The 16,280-nt window shown below is 54.4% G+C and carries 17 protein-coding genes and 2 pseudogenes; 6 read left to right on the forward strand and 13 right to left on the reverse strand.

Going from position 1 to position 16,280, the window contains the following annotated elements:
- Positions 1-10: 10 nt before the first annotated feature.
- On the reverse strand, positions 11-1,201 hold the full coding sequence (locus tag DBP26_RS18350; RefSeq protein WP_108238997.1) for a CoA transferase: 1,191 nt from the start codon (positions 1,199-1,201) through the stop codon (positions 11-13).
- A gap of 114 nt (positions 1,202-1,315) precedes the next feature.
- Here DBP26_RS18350 and DBP26_RS18355 point away from each other — a divergent pair, with 114 nt between their 5' ends.
- On the forward strand, positions 1,316-2,215 hold the full coding sequence (locus tag DBP26_RS18355) for a LysR family transcriptional regulator (RefSeq protein WP_108238996.1): 900 nt from the start codon (positions 1,316-1,318) through the stop codon (positions 2,213-2,215).
- A gap of 99 nt (positions 2,216-2,314) precedes the next feature.
- Here the strand turns inward: DBP26_RS18355 and DBP26_RS18360 are convergent, their stop codons facing one another.
- Positions 2,315-3,205 (reverse strand): LysR family transcriptional regulator, encoded by an 891-nt coding sequence (locus tag DBP26_RS18360; RefSeq protein ID WP_108238995.1) that lies wholly within the window; start codon positions 3,203-3,205, stop codon positions 2,315-2,317.
- 122 nt (positions 3,206-3,327) lie between these two features.
- On the opposite strand from DBP26_RS18360, the gene DBP26_RS18365 reads away from it, so the two are divergent.
- The 3 genes from DBP26_RS18365 to DBP26_RS18375 all read left to right on the forward strand — a co-directional run bounded on the left by DBP26_RS18365 (position 3,328) and on the right by DBP26_RS18375 (position 4,872).
- Positions 3,328-4,062 (forward strand): glucose 1-dehydrogenase, encoded by a 735-nt coding sequence (locus tag DBP26_RS18365; RefSeq protein ID WP_108238994.1) that lies wholly within the window; start codon positions 3,328-3,330, stop codon positions 4,060-4,062.
- 71 nt (positions 4,063-4,133) lie between these two features.
- On the forward strand, positions 4,134-4,478 hold the full coding sequence (locus DBP26_RS18370) for an SDR family NAD(P)-dependent oxidoreductase (protein WP_108238993.1): 345 nt from the start codon (positions 4,134-4,136) through the stop codon (positions 4,476-4,478).
- A gap of 163 nt (positions 4,479-4,641) precedes the next feature.
- A complete protein-coding gene (locus DBP26_RS18375; protein ID WP_256600568.1) occupies positions 4,642-4,872 on the forward strand; it encodes a DUF2845 domain-containing protein in 231 nt (76 codons plus the stop codon).
- A gap of 100 nt (positions 4,873-4,972) precedes the next feature.
- On the opposite strand, the gene DBP26_RS26880 is transcribed toward DBP26_RS18375, so the two are convergent.
- Positions 4,973-5,263, reverse strand: a complete 291-nt coding sequence (locus DBP26_RS26880) for a hypothetical protein (protein WP_146749634.1) — start codon at positions 5,261-5,263, stop codon at positions 4,973-4,975.
- Positions 5,264-5,719: 456 nt separating this feature from the next.
- Between DBP26_RS26880 and DBP26_RS18380 the strand changes: the two genes are divergently transcribed.
- Complete coding sequence (locus DBP26_RS18380; protein WP_108238992.1) at positions 5,720-5,968, forward strand: pyrimidine/purine nucleoside phosphorylase; 249 nt, start codon at positions 5,720-5,722, stop codon at positions 5,966-5,968.
- A gap of 540 nt (positions 5,969-6,508) precedes the next feature.
- Positions 6,509-7,894 (forward strand): amino acid permease, encoded by a 1,386-nt coding sequence (locus DBP26_RS18385; protein WP_108238991.1) that lies wholly within the window; start codon positions 6,509-6,511, stop codon positions 7,892-7,894.
- A gap of 710 nt (positions 7,895-8,604) precedes the next feature.
- Here DBP26_RS18385 and DBP26_RS18390 read toward each other — a convergent pair.
- From DBP26_RS18390 to DBP26_RS18435, 10 genes and pseudogenes are all read right to left on the reverse strand, one after another.
- The gene (locus DBP26_RS18390; protein ID WP_146749633.1) at positions 8,605-9,123 is read right to left on the reverse strand and encodes a LysR family transcriptional regulator; all 519 of its coding nucleotides are present in this window, start codon (positions 9,121-9,123) and stop codon (positions 8,605-8,607) included.
- Between the two features lie 142 nt (positions 9,124-9,265).
- A pseudogene (locus DBP26_RS18395) lies at positions 9,266-9,750 on the reverse strand (AzlC family ABC transporter permease); the annotation flags it as partial.
- A gap of 110 nt (positions 9,751-9,860) precedes the next feature.
- The gene (locus DBP26_RS18400) at positions 9,861-10,487 is read right to left on the reverse strand and encodes a TetR/AcrR family transcriptional regulator (protein WP_108238989.1); all 627 of its coding nucleotides are present in this window, start codon (positions 10,485-10,487) and stop codon (positions 9,861-9,863) included.
- 3 nt (positions 10,488-10,490) lie between these two features.
- Entirely contained in the window at positions 10,491-10,883 is a 393-nt protein-coding gene (locus DBP26_RS18405; RefSeq protein ID WP_108238988.1) for a hypothetical protein, read from the reverse strand.
- Entirely contained in the window at positions 10,880-12,262 is a 1,383-nt protein-coding gene (accC, locus tag DBP26_RS18410) for an acetyl-CoA carboxylase biotin carboxylase subunit (RefSeq protein WP_108238987.1), read from the reverse strand. The genes DBP26_RS18405 and accC overlap by 4 nt, the downstream gene beginning before the upstream one ends.
- 2 nt (positions 12,263-12,264) lie before the next feature.
- A complete protein-coding gene (locus DBP26_RS18415) occupies positions 12,265-12,714 on the reverse strand; it encodes a biotin/lipoyl-containing protein (protein WP_108238986.1) in 450 nt (149 codons plus the stop codon).
- Between the two features lie 30 nt (positions 12,715-12,744).
- A complete protein-coding gene (locus DBP26_RS18420) occupies positions 12,745-13,512 on the reverse strand; it encodes a 5-oxoprolinase subunit PxpA (protein ID WP_108238985.1) in 768 nt (255 codons plus the stop codon).
- Between the two features lie 16 nt (positions 13,513-13,528).
- Positions 13,529-14,482, reverse strand: a complete 954-nt coding sequence (locus DBP26_RS18425; protein ID WP_158541392.1) for a biotin-dependent carboxyltransferase family protein — start codon at positions 14,480-14,482, stop codon at positions 13,529-13,531.
- Positions 14,479-15,147, reverse strand: coding sequence for a 5-oxoprolinase subunit PxpB (gene pxpB / locus DBP26_RS18430; protein WP_108238983.1), 669 nt, complete (start codon positions 15,145-15,147; stop codon positions 14,479-14,481). The genes DBP26_RS18425 and pxpB overlap by 4 nt, the downstream gene beginning before the upstream one ends.
- A gap of 7 nt (positions 15,148-15,154) precedes the next feature.
- Positions 15,155-15,926 (reverse strand): annotated as a pseudogene (locus DBP26_RS18435) (SDR family oxidoreductase).
- Between the last annotated feature and the right edge of the window lie 354 nt (positions 15,927-16,280).

Genomic DNA, 16,280 nt, shown 5'->3' on the forward strand with positions numbered 1-16,280 from the left:
ACTCCGCTAATCAGATAAGGCCGCGCTGGCGCCATTGCTCACGCGTGGGAACATCGATGCCCAAACGACCGAGAACGGCGTCGGTGTGCTCACCCAGCATCGGAGCAGTCGAACGTAACTGACCTGGTGTTGCGGTCAGTTTGGGGACGACGCCTGGCAACGTGACCGGCGTACCGTCATCCAGTTGGCTGCGGATCAACATATCGCGGGCCTGGTAGTGGGGATCGGCAGCGATGTCGGCGGCGTCGTAGATTTTTCCGGACGGGATGTTGGCGTCCCTCAGAACAGCCAATACCTCGTCCAGAGGACGTTCGGCGGTCCAGGTGGAAATCGCGGCATCCAGTCTGGCGACGTGGCGTACACGACCGTCGTTCTGCTGAAGCTCTGGATCGTCGGCCAGATCCTGCCGGTCGATCTTCTCCATCAAACGCTTGAAGATGCTGTCGCCATTACCTGCAATCAGCGCGTACTTTCCATCCTGGCAACGATACGCGTTGGTAGGCGCAATTCCCGGCAAGCTGCTGCCAGCTGGCTCGCGCACTGTGCCGAACACCGAGTGTTCAGGAATCAGGCTCTCCATCATGTTGAAAACCGATTCGTAGAGCGCCACGTCTACCTGCTGACCTGCCCCGTGATTCTGCTCCCGGTGACGCAGAGCCAAGAGAACACCAATCACGCCATGCAGCGCCGATAACGAATCGCCAATCGATACGCCAACACGCACAGGAGTGCGCCCTGGTTCACCAGATAGATGACGCAGCCCACCCATGGCCTCGCCTATGACGCCAAAGCCTGGAAGGTCGCGATAAGGTCCGGTCTGCCCGTAGCCTGATACGCGCAACATGATCAATTTCGGGTTGATATCGCTCAGTACATCCCATCCCAAACCCCATTTCTCCAAGGTTCCCGGACGAAAGTTTTCGATGAGGATGTCAGCATCCTTCACCAGCTGCTTCACGACGGCATGCGCCTCGACCTGACGAAGATCCAGTGTTACGGATTGCTTGTTACGAGACTGAGCCGCCCACCACACAGAAGTGCCATTGTGCAGTAATCGCCATTTACGCAGAGGGTCGCCCGTCACCGGAGGTTCGATTTTGATTACTTCGGCGCCAAACTCGGCGAGGATTTTTGCAGCGAAGGGTCCAGCGATTAGCTGGCCCATTTCGACGACTTTGATGCCATCCAGAGGTAGGCTCATGACGTTTTCCGTTCTTGTTGGAGGTTCTGTCTGGATCATCCCCCTGAACGGTCCACGTGAGAATTTCAAAGTTTTCCACTACTCTTTCCAAAATGGAAACCTTTGGAGCAATGTGTGCTCAATCTCCTTCAACTCGACCTGGCGTCTCTGAGACTTCTGGTACTCGCGGCGAGCAGCCAGAATCTAACGAAGGCTGCGGACGGAGCGCACATGACCGTATCGGCAGCCAGCAAGCGGCTTGCTGAACTTGAACGCGTTACGGACTGCACTCTTTTCATTCGTCTTCCAAGGGGACTTCAGTTGACCCCCGCAGGAAGAGGCCTGGCCGAACATGCTCGATTAATCCTCGAAAGTGTCGAGCGCATGGCACATGACGCCAATGACTTTTCTCATGGCGTTCGGGGGCACGTCAGGCTGTTCGCCAATACATCAGCGGTGATCCAGTTCCTTCCCAAGGACCTCAACACTTTCCTTGCGACGAACCCGCACGTGCGCATTGGTATGGAGGAAGCGCTAAGCGACTCGACGATTCAGGCCGTTGAGGACGGTCGTGCCGACATAGGGATCTTCGCTGACAATGTATTGGCTCCAAATCTGGAGGTACGCCCTTACCGCGCAGACCAATTAGTGCTGTTAGTGCCAAACAATCATCCCTTGGCCGAACGCTCACAGCTGAGCTTTGCTGACACGCTCGATTACGATTATGTCGCGCTGAATCAAGGCAGCTCGCTATTACGGCGCATCAGCGATGCCGCCCATGATGCAAGGAAACTGCTGAAAGTCAGAATTCAGGTAGCCAGCTTCGATGGCATCTGCCGAATGATCGAGGCCGGTTTGGGTATCGGGATTTTGCCGTTGGAGTCGGTGAGGCATGGGCTTCTTGAGACGAGTTTGAAAGCAGTCGCGCTTGAGGATCATTGGGCATCTCGAACGTTGTTCGCAGGTGTTGCTGCCAACACGCGTCTATCTCCGGAGGCAGCGAATCTCTTCAACTTCCTGACAAGCTTGGAATAAGTAATCGAGTTTCAGAAGGCAGTGCGCGCGCCTAGACAGGCCGCTGTCGGCCAGAAACAGTCCTCGGTAACAGGCCTCAACATTCCTGATCGCTGATGATCACAGAAGCCGCTCACTTGTTTCCATCAAATAGTCGATGAAGAGCCGCACGCGCATTGGGACCTGCCTGCCAAACGCGTGCAGGGCATGGATCGAGGTGGTTGCCATTAGGTCGTTTGGCAATACTCGGGTAAGCGTTCCGCGCTCTATCTCAGTGCGCAATGCGAAAGCGGGCAGCTGAACAATTCCAACGCCCTCCATGGCAGCTTGAATCAGCGTGACCGCATCATCTGTGTCAAAGCAGCCATCAGGCAAGTAACTGCGCCCATCCGCAAATATGAAAGCGTAAGGGCGCCCTGCAAGCAGGTATCTGAGGCAGGCATGGTCTTGAAGATCGGCAACGCTTTCAGGATGCCCCCGACTGGCCAGATAAGCAGGTGACGCCACCAAGAGATACGGAATGTCTGCCAGGTGCCGCCCGATCAAGCCCGTATCGTCGAGATTGCCTATGCGTATGGCCAAATCATATCCCTCACGGATCATATCCACATTTCTGTCAGTCACCGTGACTTCAAGTTTGATGTTTGGGCTCCTTTCAGAGAACTCTTTGACCCAGCCTGAAACCAACGATCTGCCAACCAGCACGGGCACCGTTATTCGCAAAAGCCCTTTGGCTGACCCGGCGGATTGCACAACATCTTCCGCGCTTTCGATACCTTGAAGCAGAGGTGCTACAAAGTCGTAATAGACGCTTCCCTCCGCTGTAAGACTCAGCGTTCGCGTAGACCGTTGCAGCAACCTGACACCCAGTCGCTTCTCCAGCCGAGCCACGCTTTTGGACACTGCGGACGGGCTTGCGCCCAATATTCTCCCGGCGCCACTGAATGATCCTGAGTCAACCGTGCGCACAAAAGCAGCTAGCCCCGCAGTTTTTTCAACGATGGTGACCATTCGAGAACTCCAGGCACAAATGAAACGATTATTTGGCGGATGGTGCAAAAAGCCAGGCCGATTAGGATATCTAAAACCTTGAATCGGAGCGGCACGGATGAACAGGCTAGACGGCAAAGTAGTTGTTATCACGGGGGGGGGGGGCCCAAGGATTAGGCGAATCTCATTCCAGGCTCTTCGCAGAGCTGGGCGCTCACTTGGTGATCACCGATGTGGAGACCGGTGCTGGCTTCAGACTCGCGCAAGAGCTGACGGGCATGGGGTATGTCGCGAATTTCCAAGAACTGGACGTAAGCGATGAGGCCAACTGGGGACGGGTCATCAAGCAGGTTCTCGGCCAACATCGTCGTATCGACGTTCTGGTGAACAACGCGGGGATCTATCTGCGCACCCAACTTGAAGAGATTAGCGCTCAGCAGTTCGACAAAGTGATGGCAATCAACGTGAAGGGCACGTTTTTGGGGTGCAAAGCGGTTGCGCCTGTCATGCGTGCACAGGGCGGCGGTGTCATCGTCAACACTGGCTCAATCGCGGCAATGGTCGCTAACTTGGACGGTGAAGTCGCCTATTGCGCTAGTAAGGGCGCGATCAAGATGCTGACCAAAGCCGTCGCTTCAGATTTGGCTAAAGACAATATTCGTGTCAACTCGGTGCATCCTGGCGTCGTCAAGACCCCTATGGCAGCGGACTTTTTCAAGGACCCCCAACTTGCCAAGCAACTGCTGGGGACAACGCTAATGGAGCGCGCCGCTGCTCCCGCTGAAATCTCCCAGGCCATCGCATTCCTCATTTCCGATTCGGCTTCTTTCATGACCGGCTCCGATCTCGTCGTTGACGGTGGTTTCACTGCAGTGTGATCCGCACTGACCTTGTTCATCCCTTTGGCTGGGGAACCAGCCTTTTTTAAATCTTATCGAGAGCGATATACATGAACGATCTGACCGGCAAAGTCGCCATCGTCACTGGGGCATCAAAAGGTATCGGCGCGGCGATTGCCAAGGCTTTGGCCTCCGCGGGTGCCGCCGTTACTTTTAACTATGCGTCAAGCAAGTCTGGCGCGGACCGCACTGTGGCTGAGATTCTGAATAAAGGAGGAAAAGCAATCGCAGTTCAAGGTGATGTCGGGTCATCTGCCGACGTGAAAAGAATGTTCGAGGAAACCCAAGCCGCATTTGGGGCGCCTTCTGTACTGGTCGCAAAGACGAGACATATTGCTACTACGGAAAGGCTGTCCACGCTCACCAGCCCCCCCTTATTTAGCGCTGAATCTTAACGCATGGATCCTGGCGTATTCGCTGGAACGAGCATTACCTGAAGTACGCTAAAAATGACGGAGTTACGACGTGATGAGTGAAAGAAAGAACCCTCGTCCACAGGGCGTGGCAATGAGCCTGATAATACTGATGGCGCTCACCGCTCTTAGCGCACAGGCGTCAATGCGGTGTGAGAACGGCATTGCGTCTGAAGGCGACTCGACCGAGCAAGTACTCCGTAAATGCGGTGCTCCGGCTAGCCGGAAGCAGACCGGTATGATTGAAGACAGGCGGGTGTTGGATCGTCGGAAATTCATTGGAACTGAGGAGTGGGTATATGTGCCCCGAGGCGGTATGTACCAACACCTAATATTCGAAGGTTCAAAGCTGGTAAGGATTCTTAGCCACCGGTGATCTTGCGTAATAGAGCTATCGGCATTACCAGGGTACGTCCGCTTTGGGTCGAAAGCGGCCTCTGGAGGCAGACCGTAACCGCCAGAATTAAAGGTGCGAGCTACGCCAGCGTGCACAACCTGTTTATGAACATCGGGCCCGATAAATCTTGTACTGCACCACCGTCAGCAAAGAAGCAGCCCGCAGCGCCAGCGAACGACGCCTGCTCATCAACAGAAATTTCCAAACTGTAATGGATCATGTAGCGGAATAACCAGCCACTAGCGAGGCCACCGCAAGGTTCAACTGTCTGATAGTAGCCATCAACCGACAGCGGCCCGGCACCATGGTTTTGAGCTACACGATATGCCGCGCGGTAGGTAGATTTATCGAGTGAAGATTCGTTTTTCATTTGCATTCAAAATGGGTGAGACGGGGGTGATCATGTGCGCACTCACGCGCAATTTTCGCAAGTCAGCTATCGGCTCGGAGCGGACGTTCAGGTGACACAACCCGTAACGATCCACACGCCCTCCGCAACGCGAGCATTCTTCCACCCGGTCCAGGGTATTGGGCTGAGCCATCGAAAAAATAGTGTGAGATGAAGTGTTTGGCGTTGCCAAGGAGATAAGAATGGAGGGTATTAGGGACGCCATACCCCCCTCGCTTCTTAACTTTACGAGATGGGCATGGGACCTGGGCTGAAAAAGTGATAATGAACACCCTGTTAGTACAAGCCCCCGCTGTTGTTCTGGTCAACAATGCAGTAGGCATCACGATCATAAAATATGCGATTTACTTAGTCAGCCGCCGTGCGACTCGTTTAGCTAATTTCCCAAATTAATCAGAAGGAAGATTCCATTTTCAAGTGAATGATTATTTTGATGGCGCAGTGAAATCTATCGCATTCACTGCCGAGTCAGGCAGCACAAGCGTAAGCGTTATGAATCCTGAAGCTTATGTCTTGAGCGCAAGCCAGCGCGAAACGATGCAGGTCATTTCAGTTCGGTTGACAGCTAAGCTCACCTCTGACGGTGCCTGGGAGGCGCACGAAGCCGGGAGTCACTTCGACGCCCAGCAAAACAACCAGTTTGAAGTCAAAGTCGAAATCATCTAAGCTTACCTTTGCGAATATCATCCATAATTCCTAAGAAATCGTCGGTTTTCTGCACAATTTCAAAAGTTAAAAGTGTGCGCTGCCTGATGGGTTGCGCCCCGTCTGCAAGCTATGCAGAAAAGCCGTGATTAAATACTGTTTTCATGCAAGCCAACGCTGCACAACCCTACGTAGCATCTGGATACGGCGACGCTCGGTTTCGGACCGCCGACTGATCTAAAAACAATAACGTCAGTGACCCAGCCAAGCGGTATCTATCCGTAGTGCTAAACGCCTTTCTCACTGCCAAACATCCACTTCGCTCGCAAACCTCGTGGCGAATATTGTTATGAGCCAACGCTCTGTGAGGGCAGGAATGTCTATTTGCATCAGCCTGAAAAAACGACTCAACTACTTCAATTCGCTGCCCGGGCTCAGGGCCGGCGCAGCATTCCATATGGAGGTGGACGCCAAAATAATGTGTAGCAGCTAAAGCCATAAAATAACAATAGCTAAACTACCCTTCTGCCGCCGTTCGAAGTCAATGAAAGGAGCGATAAAATGGCAAGTCCTGAACCTCGGGCTTTAAAACACGGGTTGACCTCCCGACAAGTCTCAATGATTTCAATCGCGGGCATTATTGGTGCCGGATTATTTATCGGTTCCTCAAAAGCGATCGCTACCGCAGGCCCTGCTATTCTTCTTTCTTACCTCATCGCAGGCGTGCTGGTGCTTCTTGTCATGCGCATGCTCGGTGAAATGGCTGTCGCTAACCCTAATAGCGGATCATTTTCAACTTACGCGGGCCGTGCGATCGGGCCGTGGGCTGGCTTTACAATCGGTTGGTTGTACTGGTGGTTCTGGGTGCTCGTCATTCCGGTCGAGGCCATCGCCGGCGCAGATATCCTGCATGCCTGGATTCCAACGGTGCCGTCTTGGCTCTTTGCGTTCCTGATCATGGCCGCTCTGTCCGGAACCAACCTGGTAAGTGTTCGAAACTTCGGCGCGTTTGAGTATTGGTTTTCATTGGTAAAAGTTGTCGCAATCATTGCTTTCATTGTCGTCTGCGGCTTAGCAATCAGCGGGTATTGGCCTCTTGCGCAAGCCTCAGGAGTTAGCAATCTGAATGCTCATGGTGGCTTCATGCCAAATGGTTTTGGCGCTGTCCTTGGTGGCGTTCTTGTAACCATTTTCTCGTTCTTCGGGGCTGAAATCGTGACGATTGCAGCCGGTGAGACAGCCAATCCGAAAGAAAAAATCCGGCGGGCAACCAATTTCGTAGTCTATCGAATCGCGGTTTTCTACCTGCTGTCTATTTTCCTCATCGTTTGTCTGGTGGCGTGGGATGATCCTACTCTCGTGCAGGCTGGTTCATTCCAGCGAGCTCTCGAGATCCTGAATGTACCTGGCGCCAAATTGATGGTCGACATTGTGGTGCTGGTGGCCGTAACCAGTTGCATGAACTCTGGTCTCTACACTGCTTCGCGTATGCTCTACTCGCTGGGCGAGCGCGGCGAAGCTCCTCGTAAAGCCAAACACATTTCCCGCAATGGTGTACCTACCGTCGCAGTAGTGGGATCAACGCTGGCAGGCTTCATAGGCTGCTTTGTTAACTACGCGCTGCCTGGCCAGGTTTTCGGCTTCCTGCTGTCTACCACTGGCGCCATTGCGTTGATTGTGTACCTGGTAATCGCGGTGTCGCAGCTTCGTATGCGCTCTATCATGACTAAGCAGGGAATCGATCCTGCGTTCAAAATGTGGCTCTACCCATGGCTAACCTGGTTTGTCATCGTGCTGATTGGTGCAGTACTCGGGTATATGGTATTGAGTCCATCTTACCGCTATGAGACCTTGATGACTGCGGCGGTGGCCGGGACGATGTTGCTCATCGCACTCGTACGGAAAAAGTCTGAAGTCAATCACTACAAGATTGAGAGTTTTTCTTGACCCACACGTAATCGCTTCAAGTAGTACGGCGCATGATTGCGCCGTACCACAAGATTCACTCCCCGCCTGATGGATTCAAAAACTACACCTCGATTAAGCTTTGGCCCGAGCTACCGAGAAGCCTCCGCCCCGCATCGCGAATGCCGCCCCAATCCCCAGCGCAATGAAAGGCCCACGCTCAGGTAATAAGTGGAAAGCCAACGACACCAGGACTGCGCCAAAGCACTGACCCAGAAATCTTGAGAGAGCGACGATTGCGCTAGCGCGACCCCGCGTTGTAATGGAGCGCTGAACATCATCATTCTGAGATTCGGAGCTTGGTAGAGCCCAAAACCAACTCCACAAACCACCATTCGCCATCCAACGTCGATGAACGCGACGTGATCCGGAAGAACGCTAAGCGCGAACATCCCAGGAGAAAGAATAAGCAGTCCGGTGGTGCAGAGCACATCGGGGCTAAAGCGATCGGAGAGCAAGCCGCTTATGATTGCCCTGCAGGCAACAACTGTGGGCCACGGCGTTATCAACATGCCAGCCGCTCGGACACAACGGAAATCAAGTCTGTCTCCGTGAGTATCACCGGTAATGCCAACCAGTGGGGGATGGTTAGCGTAATTTGTCTACGAAGACTTCGCTCGGCCAACACATTGTCGACAAAACGCACGTCGTGCTGAGTAACCGTCACGTGAACGTGATGCGCACGTAGAAACTCATCCAACGTCAAATCTCCTGCTGCCAGGGGGATGACCACTACGCATAACGCAAATCATCTGGTCGGTGAAAAGAGGTTCACCACTGATATTCGACGGAAGTTTAAGTTGCGTGCTGATTGCGAAATCGAGCTGGTCGTTTTCGAGCATCACAATCGTCTGATCGACGGAGACGTGAGTAATATCCACTTTTAAGCCGGGTGCCTGGACAAGAAACTCACCAGCCAGCTGTGGCATTACGAGGTAGGTGACCAGATCTGACAGGCGACCAAAAAAATGATCATCGCTCAAGGCCGGTTCAAAGGGAACCTCAGAGGTCATCAAACGCTCCATCTCTCGCAGCATCCTGATGACACCGACGCTCAATTCGATTGCGCGCGGTGTAGGCTCAATCATCCTGCCAACCCGGATGAACAAGTCATCCTTGAACAACACGTGCAAGCGCGATAGGGCGCTGCTCATTGCCGGCTGACTCATCGGCGCCTTTAGGGCTGCACGCCTCACATAGCGCTCTGTCATCAACGCATCGGAAATAACCAATAGATTTAGATCGACGGCCGTAGATTCATTACCCCTCCGACATCTGGGCAGCACGCAGATAGTGGGACCAAGGCCATGATTAGAATCACGATCAACGTGCCATTACCAGTTGGCTCGATTTTCATTTGGATTTCTCCCCCCAGAGCGCACCAAGCATGCCACCGGTCAATGCGCCGGAGACAACATGGCTGTACTTTGGAAGAAACCAGTAAGCGCCGATTGAAGAGCAGGCCGCGCGCCCATAGACCAGCATGCGCAGACCCTTCTTCCCACCCACCACCATAGCGAGTAGAAAGCAGCCCATCACCATGTCGAGACCAAGGCTCACTGGATCATGCAGGGCATTGCCGAAATGAAGGCCGAGCCAGCTTCTTGGCATCCGTTGTCATGGGACAGGCCCACCATTGCCCAATTTGCATCGGAGCTAATCACCAGAACGCCTTAGCGTTGGGCGGGCGAAAGATCTCTTAGGCAAGCATAAAGGGTGGCCCCCATGAGCAGATGCCTGGCATTGATGGCTAAAACTGATACGACCAAAGGCACCGTCGGCACGTGTTCACCCCAGAGATCCGACACAGCAAATTGCGCCGCCCCGGCAAGTATCACGATCAAATCACCCTTTTGATCAACTTATATTTCGTATAGCTCTATTTGAAAATCGAATGAGCAAATCGGCGTACTTAGCCGGAATCGGGCACCAGTTGGCAGTCAGTCGCTCAAGGAACCAGGCGCAGGCGTTGCGAGTGCCCACCCTCCAGTCTCAGCAGCCTATAGGTAAGCGCCAAAAGAGCGGACACGGCTTGACTGTGCAGCGTTATCTGGCTGCGCGCTATCAACTCAGGCGCACTGTCGAGTAACAGGATGACACTCGTCGCCATCAACCTTAGATCTGAGTCATGATGTTTCCGCCCTGTGCACCCAGCAATAATTGTTATGAGTTCAAGTAGATACCGGTCGCGCTCTTGGGCTAGACGCGCCCGCTGGTCTTCACCCAAGTGGCGCATTTCTGATAATACCAACCCTTCCACCCTGCCAACCGTCAGTTGATCGTTCACGTGAAACGTGACGAATGCGGTAAGCAGGTCTGACGGGGTGGCACCCTTAGGTCGGGCGCATTGCCAGCGCTCGAATCTTTGATCGATGATATTTTCAAGGACCTGCTCAAGCATTTCAGCTTTGCTTTTGAAATGGTGATAAAGGCTTCCCGGCTGCAATCCCAGCTTTCGAGCCAGGCAACGCATCGACATCGCGGAAAAACCCAGCTCGGCGATCAGTTGCATGGCTGAATTCAGTATGGCTTCGGCGGGGCTCTGCAAAGGCTCGGCTAACTGGGTTTGTGTCATGTATCACTCCAGCTCAAAAAGGATGTCGGCATAACCGACGACAGCGCCATCAGTTGCGTACGCTCGCGCCAGCACACCATCGTGTTCGCTCACCACGCCTTCAAGCGTATCTTTGTATTGGACGAATGCGATTATTTGTCCTTTCTTGACGGTTGCCCCTAATGCGGTAAAACGCTCGCTCTGTTGCGGATGGGTCAGTCTGAGGACGCCCATTTCAGGTGACTCGACCACTTTCGCCTTTCTGATCGATTCGCAGGACGCAACCACCTTCGTGGCCGTTTTCGGGCGAGGTGCGACACTCAACTTCAAGTGTTGCCCTCCGTGTTCGAACTCAAAGTTACGGACTTGGGTCGAAGCGACAAACGTCACCAGCCTTTCAAGTTCTTCGTGTGTCACTTCGCATGCTCCCTGGTCCGCTCATCGCTTTGGCTGAGGTAACGCTCAAGGTGATGGATGTCCGCGCCACCTTGCACGAATCCGTCCTCCGTCATCAGCGTTTGATGCAATGGAATGTTGGACTTCACACCACTTAGCCGTGTCTCGCTGAGCGCGCCCTGCATACGAGCAATAGCTTCCTCACGAGAAGCTGCGTGCACGATGCATTTTGCGATCAACGAATCGTAGTAAGGCGGGATGGTATAACCGCTATACAAGTGCGTATCGACCCTGACGCCAGGACCTGCGGGCGCAATCCATTGCTCAACTTTGCCCGGACAGGGGGCGAAGGTGTACGGATCTTCTGCGTTGATACGGCACTCGATAGCGTGCCCCCGCATCCTGACGTCTTTCTGCTCGATGGACAGGGTCATACCCATTGCAATACGCAGTTGCTCGCGGACGATATCCACGCCAGTCACCAACTCGGTTACTGGATGTTCGACCTGCACACGGGTATTCATTTCAATGAAGTAGAACTCGCCATCTTCATAGAGAAACTCGAACGTGCCGGCACCACGGTAGCCGATCATTGAACAAGCCTTCGCACAACGCTTGCCAAGATCCCGAAGCGCGTCACGATCAATACCTGGCGCAGGTGCCTCTTCGATCACTTTCTGATTACGCCGCTGCATCGAACAGTCACGCTCCCCTAGCCAGACCACGTTACCGTGACCGTCGGCAAGAATCTGGATCTCGATGTGACGGGGATGCTCAAGGAATTTTTCAAGGTAGACCTCAGGATTGCCGAACGCTCGCCCGGCTTCCTCCTTAGTCACGGCCACTGCCTCGTCAAGCTGCTCGGCAGAGCGCACCACACGCATTCCGCGTCCTCCGCCTCCTCCGGAGGCTTTGATGATCAGGGGATAGCCGCAGGCTTTGGCGAGCGCGTGGGTCTCCTTCTTATCAGCTGGAAGCGCGCCCGGAGAACCAGGTACACAGGGAACTCCCGCTCGAAGCATGGCTTGCTTGGCGCTGACCTTGTCTCCCATGATGCGAATAGCTGCCGAATCTGGTCCTACAAAGATCAATCCGGCCTTTTCAACTGACTCAGCAAAGTTGGCATTTTCGGAAAGAAAACCGTATCCGGGATGAATTGCCCCGGCCCCGGTCAGCTCGGCGGCCCGCAAGATGCGATTGGCATCCAGATAGCTGGAGCTGGCTGCTCCAGGGCCAATGCACAGGGATTGATCGGCCATATTCACATGCAATAGGTCGCGATCGGCCTCCGAATGAACAGCCACTGTGCGTAACCCTAGATCCCGGGCCGAACGCAGAATACGCAGCGCAATCTCGCCACGGTTTGCTATCAACAATGTGTCAAAAGCAGCACTGGCCATGTTCAAGCCTCCTCATTGATCGTGAACAGCGGCGCACCCGCATCAACCATTTCGCCCTCGCGAATGAGGATTGCCGAAACGCGGCCCTGTGCGGGAGATTCGATGGGATTGAGCATCTTCATCGCCTCAATGATCGCGAGCGTCTGACCTTCTTCCACCCAATCGCCGACCTGAACGAACGGTTGCTCACCGGGAGCTGGTGCGCGATAGAACACCCCGCCCAAACTTGAGATGACCGTTTGACCGTCGGCTCCTGGAAGAGGAGTCTGGGCCGCTGTTTGCACCATCGTCGTCGCTGCGTCGTCACTGATTGCTTGAGCGCTTCCTAAGGGTGAGGCCTCATCGGCATCCAGTTTGAACCGTACTACGTCTCCGTTTTCGGAGTACTCCAGCTCTCCCAATCCGGTACGCTCCGCGAGCTGGATTAACCGCTCGATGAACTCAATCTTCATACAGGCACCTGTTCTTATATAAAGCACGATTCAACTGAAATTGGTGACTTCGATGCCTTCGGTCGCCAAAAGCTTACGGATCGTCCGGGCGATCTCTACTGCCGCAGGCGTGTCGCTGTGGACGCAAATGGAATCCACTGGGCAACTGAAGATTTTCCCCGATACAGTCTCAACGCCCCCACCGCGAATCATGCGTATAACACGCTCTGCTGCGAGCTGCGGGTCGTGAATGACCGCGCCCGCCACCTTGCGATTTTGCAAGTGGCCGTCTTCGGTATACGCGCGATCAGCGAAGATCTCAGCGCGGGTGGTCAGCCCCATGTCTTGGGCGATCTTCGCGTGGTCGCCGACGGCCATGACCAAACAGATCAGTGTGGGATCGACTGCTTTCACAGCGCGGCACACCGCGGCCGCCACCTGCGGATCCTGTGCGGTGAGATTGCTCAGGGCACCATGTGCCTTCACGTGAGTAATTGGATGACCAGCCAGAGCGGACATCGCTTGCGCCGCACCAATCTGATACGCAACGAGGCGCTCAATCTGCCCTGGCGTGAATGCCATCACTCGCCGGCCGAACCCCCACAGATCCGGAAACCCTGGATGCGCTCCGACAGCCACGTTTCGCTCTTTGGCCATAGCGAACGTCTGCGCCATAATCTCAGGGTCACCGGCGTGAAAACCGCAGGCGATGTTGGCTGAGGTCACGACATCCAGAATGGCGTCGTCATCGCCCATCTTGTAGGCGCCGTACCCTTCGCCCATATCGGTATTGAGATCGACCTTGAATGAATTCGACACGGCTTGTTCCTCGTTTTTAGACTAATTTTTTGTACGCAGTGCCGACGACTCGCCGCAGCCGGTACAGTTCATCGTCAAGCTGGATTTGCGCCTGCAGCGCTTGGTCATGCGTGACTTCGACGAATCGGAACGTCGATCCCACGGCAAGCTGTGCTAGGCGAGCAATATCAACGTCGATCACGTTGGCGATTTTCGGGTAGCCTCCACAGGTGTTCGCATCGGCCATTTGCACGATGGGTTGCCCGGCGGGGGGGACCTGAACCGTTCCAGGCAAGATGCCATGTGAAAGCATCTCCATTTTCTGCCGGGGGGCGATTGTTGGACCTGCCAAGCGGATACCCATCCGGTTGGACTCTTGGGTGACTGTCCATTTGCTTGTAAAAAAACGTCGTAGTTCTTCGTCTGAGAACTCGCTGTACTCAGAAGCAGCGGTCACTCGGATTTCAGCTTCCCCTGTGACAACCGAAGTGGGGGCGCACACGCCACCGCTGAACTCAAAAGCAGCAGACTGATACACATCAATCGTGTCTCCGCGCCTCAGACCACGACCCTCCAGCCCACCCAATGCACTTTTCAAATCAGTCGAACGCGATCCCATGACCAACTGAACATCAAGCCCGCCGGCGAAGCAGACATAGCTGCGCACGCCGACGCTCGGTGGTTGCAGCACAAGAGTGTCGCCGGCTTTGGCATGACATACCCATTGAGGTGGCACGACTCTTTCGCCTAACGTGATCTGGCAATGTGCGCCTACGACAGCGAAGGTCTGCTCCTTGGTGAACCTTAATTTGAACGGGTACATTGCCACTTCAAGCGCCGCGCAAGCTGGGTCGTTGCCCAGCACCAAGTTACCAACCGCCAGTGCAGTAGCATCCATAGCGCCGGACTGCGCGACGCCAAGGTTCAGATAGCCGAACCGACCGGTGTCCTGAACCGAATTCAAAGCACCCGTAGTAAGGATCTCGATCACGATTGGATTCCTTCAATGACAAAACGAATCCGGTCGCCTGGTTGCAGCAGAGCCGGTTGTTCAGCGCTCGGATCAAACAGTCGGGTTGCCGTACCGCCAATGACATGCCATCCAGACGGTGCAGCGCATGGCGTGATACCGGCGTGACTGCCCCCGATGGTGACGGACCCTCCGTCGAGGCTCAGCCTCGGAGATGAACGTCTCGGCACCTGAATGCGCGCATCGAGTCCCGTGAGATACGGAAAACCTGGCATGGCACCCAAGCAAGCCACTTGGTACTCAGCCTCACTGTGAATACGGACGAACTCTTCCACCGACACGCTGCAGTAATCGGCGACGGTTTTGAGATCGCAACCTTTCGCTCCCCCATACTGAACGGGGATTTCAAACAGGCGACCCGGCGAGTTAACGGAATCGGTCTGATCCCATAGCGCAGAGAGCTTTCTCATCAGATCGCCTGCGCTAATGTTGCGTGGCTCGTAAACCACCAACAAACTGTTCACGCCAGGCACCGTCTCAGTCACAAACGGATGAGTGTCGACCGTTCTGGCCATGGACAGGATTCTGCTCTGTACCTGATCATTGAACTGCGCCTGCGCGGCATTCAGAAAAATGCCGCGAGTTCCTGCAACGCTCAACACCGGTTGGAGATTGAGGCTAGGCATAAGCCGATCACTCGTTAACAGGGACTGTATAGTTGAGGATCAGACGGCCGCCATCGGGATAGATGGTCTGCCCAACTATGTACGAAGCATCATCGCTGGCGAGGAACGAGGCCACACTAGCCACCTCGGAGGCATCGCCCAGTCGGCCAATCGGAGTACGTGACAGGACTGTCTTACGCTGTTCTTCACTAGCCATGACCGAGTTCATCACCAGTTCGGTTCCGATGGTGCCTGGGCCCAGAGCGTTGACGCGAATACCGTGTTTAATCAGCGCCACTGCCATAACGGCCGTCAGTTGCTTCACCCTTGGAAACGGCGTAACCCACCGCACTCGGATTGGCGAGGATCGCGTTGATGGACGACATGTTGATGATGGCACCCTTGATGCCACGATCGATCATGACGCGTGCCGCTGCTTGCCCGATCAGGAAAGGCGACTTGAGGTTGATGCGTTGAATCCGATCAAACTGATCTTCAGGGAAATCTACGAAGTCGGCGGTATGGATGACGCCCGCGTTGCAGAGCACGATATCAATCGAGCCAAAGTGATCGACTGCTTTAGCGACAATCGCGGCTGCCATCGCGCTATCAATTTCGCTGAGATCCGCCGCATACCAGGTAGCTTTTTCACCCAAACGCTCGGCTTGTGCTTTGACTTTCTCGCCCTGCACGTCCACCAATACCACTTTTGCACCATCTGCCAGGAACCGTTCGGCACATGCGAGACCCAACCCCTGAGCGGCACCTGTGACTAGCGCAACTTTGTTTTGATGCTTCATTACCTGCCATCTCCGTTGATGAATTGAAACTTCCCTGGGTTTTGGCTCAGGGCAACTGTCTCAATGCTACGGAGCTAGCCTCTAGCTGGCTTGCACCCTCTGTGGTGGCTTTTCTCGGTTTTTTGCACAGTTATGCTCGCCAGAATGAGTGCTATTGCCGCTTTTTTGACGGATCCACGCCTTATCTGGCTCATCAGTTCAGGGGCGCACCTGGTAGTTTTTCCGCGCTAAAAGCGAACGTTTGTGCGTGGATTAACAGAGCTAGTGCAAGCCCATAGCGCAAAAATCATCATCGTTCAAATATCCGTCTGGCTGCGAAAACTATGCAGTAAACCGTGATTATCGACGGAGCCT

This window comes from Pseudomonas sp. RIT409, assembly GCF_003052515.2.
Lineage (GTDB): Bacteria > Pseudomonadota > Gammaproteobacteria > Pseudomonadales > Pseudomonadaceae > Aquipseudomonas.

Bases quoted from the DNA above. Each gene is read 5' to 3' on its own strand.
- DBP26_RS18350 (WP_108238997.1), bottom strand. From the start codon at position 1,201: ATGAGCCTACCTCTGGATGGCATCAAAGTCGTCGAAATGGGCCAGCTA.
- DBP26_RS18360 (WP_108238995.1), bottom strand. From the start codon at position 3,205: ATGGTCACCATCGTTGAAAAAACTGCGGGGCTAGCTGCTTTTGTGCGC.
- DBP26_RS18370 (WP_108238993.1), top strand. From the start codon at position 4,134: ATGAACGATCTGACCGGCAAAGTCGCCATCGTCACTGGGGCATCAAAA.
- DBP26_RS18375 (WP_256600568.1), top strand. From the start codon at position 4,642: ATGCGGTGTGAGAACGGCATTGCGTCTGAAGGCGACTCGACCGAGCAA.
- DBP26_RS26880 (WP_146749634.1), bottom strand. From the start codon at position 5,263: ATGAAAAACGAATCTTCACTCGATAAATCTACCTACCGCGCGGCATAT.
- DBP26_RS18385 (WP_108238991.1), top strand. From the start codon at position 6,509: ATGGCAAGTCCTGAACCTCGGGCTTTAAAACACGGGTTGACCTCCCGA.
- DBP26_RS18390 (WP_146749633.1), bottom strand. From the start codon at position 9,123: ATGACAGAGCGCTATGTGAGGCGTGCAGCCCTAAAGGCGCCGATGAGT.
- DBP26_RS18400 (WP_108238989.1), bottom strand. From the start codon at position 10,487: ATGACACAAACCCAGTTAGCCGAGCCTTTGCAGAGCCCCGCCGAAGCC.
- accC (WP_108238987.1), bottom strand. From the start codon at position 12,262: ATGGCCAGTGCTGCTTTTGACACATTGTTGATAGCAAACCGTGGCGAG.
- DBP26_RS18415 (WP_108238986.1), bottom strand. From the start codon at position 12,714: ATGAAGATTGAGTTCATCGAGCGGTTAATCCAGCTCGCGGAGCGTACC.
- pxpB (WP_108238983.1), bottom strand. From the start codon at position 15,147: ATGCCTAGCCTCAATCTCCAACCGGTGTTGAGCGTTGCAGGAACTCGC.